Below are 292 nucleotides of genomic sequence, written 5' to 3'. Positions count from 1 at the left end.
ATCAATCGCCGTTAGGCTAATAAGAATGGGATCTTTACTAAATTGGTAAGTGGATAAGGCTGCCTTCGTAATGATAGGTGCTTGCTTATCTTTTAGCTGTAAGACATTCTTTTCCTTATGATATACATAATCGAGCTTATCCTTTTGTAAACATATGGAAAAACGGTTCATTGTTTCTTCTTGCTCATCATGATGGATAAAAACCAAAACTTCCATACCTTTTTCCATTGCTGCATCATGGATAGGAAAAACAACCTTTCCATCCTCATTACTTAGCTATGTAAAGGTCTGC

Annotated in this window: 1 protein-coding gene; it reads right to left on the bottom strand. The window is 36.0% G+C overall.

What is annotated here, in order from left to right:
• The coding region (locus NE591_RS15145) for a hypothetical protein (RefSeq protein WP_256157088.1) at positions 1-216 on the bottom strand (216 nt) is incomplete at its 3' end.
• Positions 217-292: the final 76 nt, after the last annotated feature.

Source organism: Adlercreutzia sp. DFI.6.23, assembly GCF_024462535.1.
Taxonomy (GTDB): domain Bacteria; phylum Actinomycetota; class Coriobacteriia; order Coriobacteriales; family Eggerthellaceae; genus Adlercreutzia; species Adlercreutzia rubneri.
The sequence above is the reverse complement of the archived record's forward strand: the minus strand, read 5'-3'. Positions and strand labels throughout refer to the sequence as shown.